At 57.7% G+C, this 5,040-nt stretch carries 6 protein-coding genes and 1 pseudogene; 5 read left to right on the plus strand and 2 right to left on the minus strand.

The window, feature by feature from the left end; all coding sequences use genetic code 11:
* Positions 1-112: 112 nt before the first annotated feature.
* The 5 genes and pseudogenes from OP498_RS18105 to OP498_RS18125 form a co-directional block, all read left to right on the plus strand.
* Positions 113-1,003: pseudogene (locus OP498_RS18105) on the plus strand (IS3 family transposase); the annotation flags it as partial.
* Positions 1,004-1,021: 18 nt separating this feature from the next.
* The gene (locus OP498_RS18110) at positions 1,022-1,354 is read left to right on the plus strand and encodes a cupin domain-containing protein (RefSeq protein ID WP_348533498.1); all 333 of its coding nucleotides are present in this window, start codon (positions 1,022-1,024) and stop codon (positions 1,352-1,354) included.
* Entirely contained in the window at positions 1,351-2,082 is a 732-nt protein-coding gene (locus OP498_RS18115; RefSeq protein ID WP_232911806.1) for an AzlC family ABC transporter permease, read from the plus strand. Before OP498_RS18110 ends, OP498_RS18115 begins: the two co-directional genes overlap by 4 nt.
* Entirely contained in the window at positions 2,075-2,410 is a 336-nt protein-coding gene (locus tag OP498_RS18120) for an AzlD domain-containing protein (protein WP_232911807.1), read from the plus strand. The genes OP498_RS18115 and OP498_RS18120 overlap by 8 nt, the downstream gene beginning before the upstream one ends.
* Before the next feature lie 274 nt (positions 2,411-2,684).
* Positions 2,685-3,503, plus strand: coding sequence for an AraC family transcriptional regulator (locus OP498_RS18125; RefSeq protein WP_332875615.1), 819 nt, complete (start codon positions 2,685-2,687; stop codon positions 3,501-3,503).
* Here OP498_RS18125 and OP498_RS18130 read toward each other — a convergent pair.
* Positions 3,462-4,055 carry a LysE family translocator gene (locus tag OP498_RS18130; RefSeq protein WP_232911809.1) on the minus strand — a complete coding sequence of 198 codons (594 nt, stop codon included), beginning with the start codon at positions 4,053-4,055 and terminating at the stop codon, positions 3,462-3,464. The two genes, OP498_RS18125 and OP498_RS18130, sit on opposite strands and share 42 nt — an antisense overlap.
* A 219-nt stretch (positions 4,056-4,274) precedes the next feature.
* A partial coding sequence (locus OP498_RS18135; RefSeq protein WP_280554762.1) for a PhzF family phenazine biosynthesis protein occupies positions 4,275-5,040 on the minus strand: 766 nt, incomplete at its 5' end.

Below are 5,040 nucleotides of genomic sequence, written 5' to 3' on the forward strand. Positions count from 1 at the left end.
AGGGATTTCAATAACCCCCCTCTGCCTTGTGATCAACCAACTAATCCGCTGAGGGTACTGTTTGTCTCATACTGTGATCATTAGAAAATCAACCACTTAATCCGGATACCCTAAAAAAGGCCACGGCCTTCTTCGCGAGAGAGTCGAGCTGAGATACCAGTTCATCGAGTCGGAGAAGGCCTCCTTCCCAGTCGTGGTGTTGTGCCGTGTCATGGACGTCAGCCGCAGTGGCTTCTATGCCTGGCGTCAGCGTGAACCCGATGAGCAGCGCCAGTGCCTGCACCGGGAGGTCAAGGACATCCACGATCAGAAACGTGGTAGCTATGGGAGCCGGCGAATGGCCAAGGAACTCCATCGCAGAGGTCATACAGTCGGTCGTTATCAGGCACGTAGCCTGATGCAGGAAGCCGATGTCGCCTGCCGACAGCGTCGCCGCTACCGGCATACGACGGACAGCGACCACGGGTTGCCAGTGGCTCCCAACCTGCTCAAGCGGCAGTTCACGGTGCCTGAGCCCAATCAGGCGTGGGTGGCCGACATTACCGCCATCTGGACCCTGGAAGGCTGGTTGTACCTGGCGGCGGTACTGGACCTCTACGACCGGCAGGTCATCGGCTGGGCCATGGCCGACCATCTGAAGGCGTCACTCACCCTGGACGCCCTGGAGATGGCCATTGGCCGCCGGCGACCTCCCCGGGGCGTGTTACACCACTCAGATCGCGGCAGCCAGTACGCATCTCGTGCGTATCGCGAACGACTGGTTCAGCACGGCTTCCTGGCCTCCATGAGCCGCAAGGGGAACTGTTGGGACAATGCGGTCATGGAGCGCTTCTTCGGTTCTCTGAAGAGCGAATGGCTGGAGGGGCAGCGGTACTGGACCCGCCAGTCAGCGAGGCGCTACGTCGTGACCTATATCTAGATGGAGTACAACAGCTGCCGACTCCACTCGACCCTTGGCTACCACGCGCCGAGGGAGATCGAGAAAATCGCGGAAGCAGCTTAATAAAGTGTCCGCTACGACTTGACCAGAACACCAATCCGCGTGCCGCTGGGAGAAGACGGCGTGGAGGTGCGCCTGCTTGATCAGGGCCAGGACACGACCCAGGTCGATGCCTACTGGATGCGCTGCGCGCCCCACACTACGCGACACGCCGAGCCCCACACCTCCGGCGCGCGAGAAACCCTTACCCTGATCAGTGGCACCCTAGAGGCCGGGCCGGAGGGTGAGACCCTGCCACTCTCCGCCGGCGACAGCCTCACCTTTGACGCCGACCGGCACCATCTCTACCGAACCGGAGACACCTGGGCCACGTTACTGGTCAGCGTCATCTATCATGAGGAGCCCGCCTCATGAACCTGCAAGCTGCCACCTCGCCGGCCCGCCCTTGGCTGTCCGGCATGCGCGAGGCCATTCCGCTGCTGGGCGGCTATGTGCCGGTGGCCATCTCCTTCGGGCTGGTCGCCACCCAAGCTGGCTTCAATGCCTGGGAGGCAGTGATCATCTCAACGTTATTTTATGCCGGCGCGTCACAGTTCCTGTTCGTCGGCATGATCGCTGCCGGATCTCCGCTGTGGCTGGTGGTGGCAATGACGCTGTTGATCAACCTGCGCCATGTGGTCTACGCCCCCAATCTGGCGCCTTGGCTAACTTCCAGCCGTTGGTGGGGCTGGCTGATGCACACCTTGACCGATCAGGTCTTCGCCCTGGCCCACGCTCGCCTGCCCCAGCTGCCGGAAGCTCAGCGCCTCGGCTGGTTCACCGGTGCCGCCCTGCTGGCCTGGGCGATCTGGGTCGGCGGCACGGCGCTTGGGGCCTTGGCCGGCGGTAAGCTGGTCGCCCGTTGGGCGCTGATGGGCGAGATCCTACCCTTCGCCCTGCCCGCTCTGTTTCTGGTGCTGGTGGCGCCCCGCTTCACCTCCCGGCGCTGGAGCCTGGCGTTGAGCGTTACCATCGCCAGCTCCCTGCTGCTGACGCTCCTGGGTTTGACCAACGCAGCGATTCCCCTCGCCGCCATATGCGGCATGCTGTGTTTCCAGGTCGTGAAATTCGACACTGCCATGCAAGGAGACCACCATGAGTAACGCCCTGTGGATCGCCGTGCTAGCCGCTGCGCTAGGTACCTTGCTGATGCGCCTAATTCCGCTACTGTGGATGCAGCGTCGCCTCAAGCGGCTCGGTGACGACGCCCCCGAGGCCATGCCCCAATGGCTGAGCCTGCTTGGTCCGCTGATGGTCGCCGCTGTGTTTGGAGTCTCGTTGGTGCCGGTGACAGCCGGGCCCCTCGCCTGGTTGGCCACTATCATCGGTATGATAGCGACCCTCGCCGTCTGGTGGCGCACGCGCACCCTGGGCTGGCCGGTCGCAGCCGGGATAGCGACCTACGGGGTGGTCGTGACGTTGTTTGGATAATCTATCATCCATCAGTTGGCCGGACAGTGTGGTTGGCTGTGTGACGCCGATTCGATGGCGTTATGGTCGCTGGTTTCTCATCCAGATTGACGCGCTACAGACCACTCCATTCCATCCGAATTCATGTTGTTATGAAGCCGCCGAATTCGGTTTCACGAAGCGAAAGTTGTTGGCACCTGCTTATTGAAGAATACGGAATGTCGGAGACAAAATATCAGGACAGTTATAATTTATGAGCAGTCAAAGTAAGCCTCTCTTCTGGCGAGAAAGCCGCATGCCCTATGTAGAGTTGCGCAAGGTTGAGGATGGTCGCCAGGTGTGCTACTCCCCTCACAGCCACACCCAGTGGTCGATTGGGGCCATCACCGGGGGTGAAAGTACTTTTCGGTATCGGAACGATCATTATCGGGTGGGTGCTGGCGACCTTGTGCTGATGAATCCGGAGTGGGTCCATGCCTGCAATCCCATCGACAGTCAGCCGTGGGCGTATCTGATGCTGTATGTGGATATCGACTGGCTGACGGATTTGCGGTTTCAGGCGGGTTTACTTCCGGAACGGAAGTGGCAGGACATCCATACGGCAACAGTCTCTAAGCCAATATGGTATGAACGCTATTGCCGCATGGCGGGCTGCCTTCTGGACCCGCAGCGTGAGCTTCTGGAAAAACAGACAGAGACAGTGGGGTTTCTGTCAGACTTGATGCAAGTGTTGGCAACACTACCTGAGATTCAGGATAAAAGGGCACCGCAAGCATTGGTGGTGTTGGCCAATTATCTGGATGATCATGCGGCGGAGGATGTTTCGCTCGATACACTTTGCGAGATTTCCGGTTACAGTGCCGGCCACTTGATTCGTGCGTTCAGGCAGTATTTTGGTCTGACACCCCATGCCTACTTGGTGAACCGGCGTGTTCAACTCGGACGCCGTGAGCTGAAAAACGGCACCCCCATTGTGGAGGCGGCCATGAACGCAGGTTTTGCTGACCAACCGCACTTCCAGCGCACTTTCAAGCGTTTGATGGCCGCAACGCCAAACCAATATCGGAACTCCTCATCCCATCAGCAGATAAATGCAACTGATAGCGAGAAGTAAGGCCAATATACGATTTATAGTGACCAGTATTATAGGTTTATGAACATAGCGGCGCATAAATGCACCGGCATATACCCAGCAGGCGAGTGACAGCCAGCAGATCGGGAGATAAATTATGGCGAATAGCAGGATTTGTTGCAGGTCGTTCGCGCTGGTGTAGGCGCCTATGCCGGAAGCCGAGGCCAGCCAGGCCTTGGGGTTAAGCCACTGCATTAGCGCCCCGGTACCGAAGCCGGGAGCCTTCTCTGTGCCGTTCTCTGGAAGTTGTCCGCTGTCCATGGCCAGTTTTACACTCAGGTACAGTAGGAAGGCTATGCCACCCAATCGCAACAACTTTTCGGCAACAGGCACTACCGTCAGAAGCGAGTAAAGGCCCAATCCCACGGCAATGAACAGCGCAGTAAATCCCAAGGTGGCGCCGGTCACAAAGATCAGGCCTCGGGGAACCGGATAGCGTGTGCCACTGCTTAAGCAAACAAGGTTAACTGGCCCAGGGGATATGGAGCTAGCCAAGGCGTAGGCAGACATGGGTAAAATCAGGGAAAGGCTCATTGATGCTCTCCGCTAAGGTCACACGCAGAGTCTGCCCTGAGCGTCGAACCAGGTATTGAACAAAATTGAGGTTGCGCCGACTATGACTCGGTCTGTTTTCTGGCAATGGCTATGGCCTTCTGGAAGCCGGTATTGATGTGTAGGGATAGGAACGCTGATTGCTCAGCCCCCCAAAAAAACGGATAACTTTCATATTCTTATATCCAATCCCGAGACTCATTAAGGGTTTTTCAACCCGAGATGTAGTGTACCGCTACCGACGATCACTGCTTGTCCAGCGATACGGATCAATGAAGCTTTATCGTTTCGTTCTGCCTCGGCGAAGATGAGGCTGGGACGACGCATTTCTATGCCCTGGTGAATTTTCCATCGATACAGACCAAGACGTGACATGGCTTCTACTAGATATCCTGCCAACGCTGCTGCGGCACTCCCGGTAGCAGGATCTTCACGAACACCGCCTTCTGTCGAGAACATGCGACTGTGTATTGAATGTTCCTGGACGGCAGCCTTGTCGATCACATAGAGATAAATCTGTTCGTAGCCGCTCGGTGATACCCACTCCGACCAGGCTTTGGGCGAGGGTCGGGCCCGGCAGAGAGCTTCCTGTGAATCGAGTTCTATCAGATGGTAAGGGAGTCCACAGGATGCCAGTACTGGTTCGCTAATGACCTCTCCGTCATTGAGGCCAAGCAGTTCCTGTGCGGCTGACTGGTTCAATGTGCTGGCTTGGATGTTTACCGGCGCCGCTGCGGTGAACCTGGCCAAGTTATTGTTGTAGTTCACCACCAAGGCGCCGACACCAGCTTCTAGCGTAAGTGGGCGATCACGCTTGGCCATGTCCAGCTCTGCCAGTAAGTGAGCGGTGCCCACCACTGGATGACCGGCGAAGGGCAGTTCCATGGTCGGCGTAAAGATGCGGATAGGGTAACACGCTGGAGCAATCGCCTCGCCAACGAAGACAGTCTCGGATAGGTTCAATTCG

It is taken from the genome of Halomonas sp. 25-S5 (genome assembly GCF_029889845.1).
GTDB lineage: Bacteria > Pseudomonadota > Gammaproteobacteria > Pseudomonadales > Halomonadaceae > Halomonas.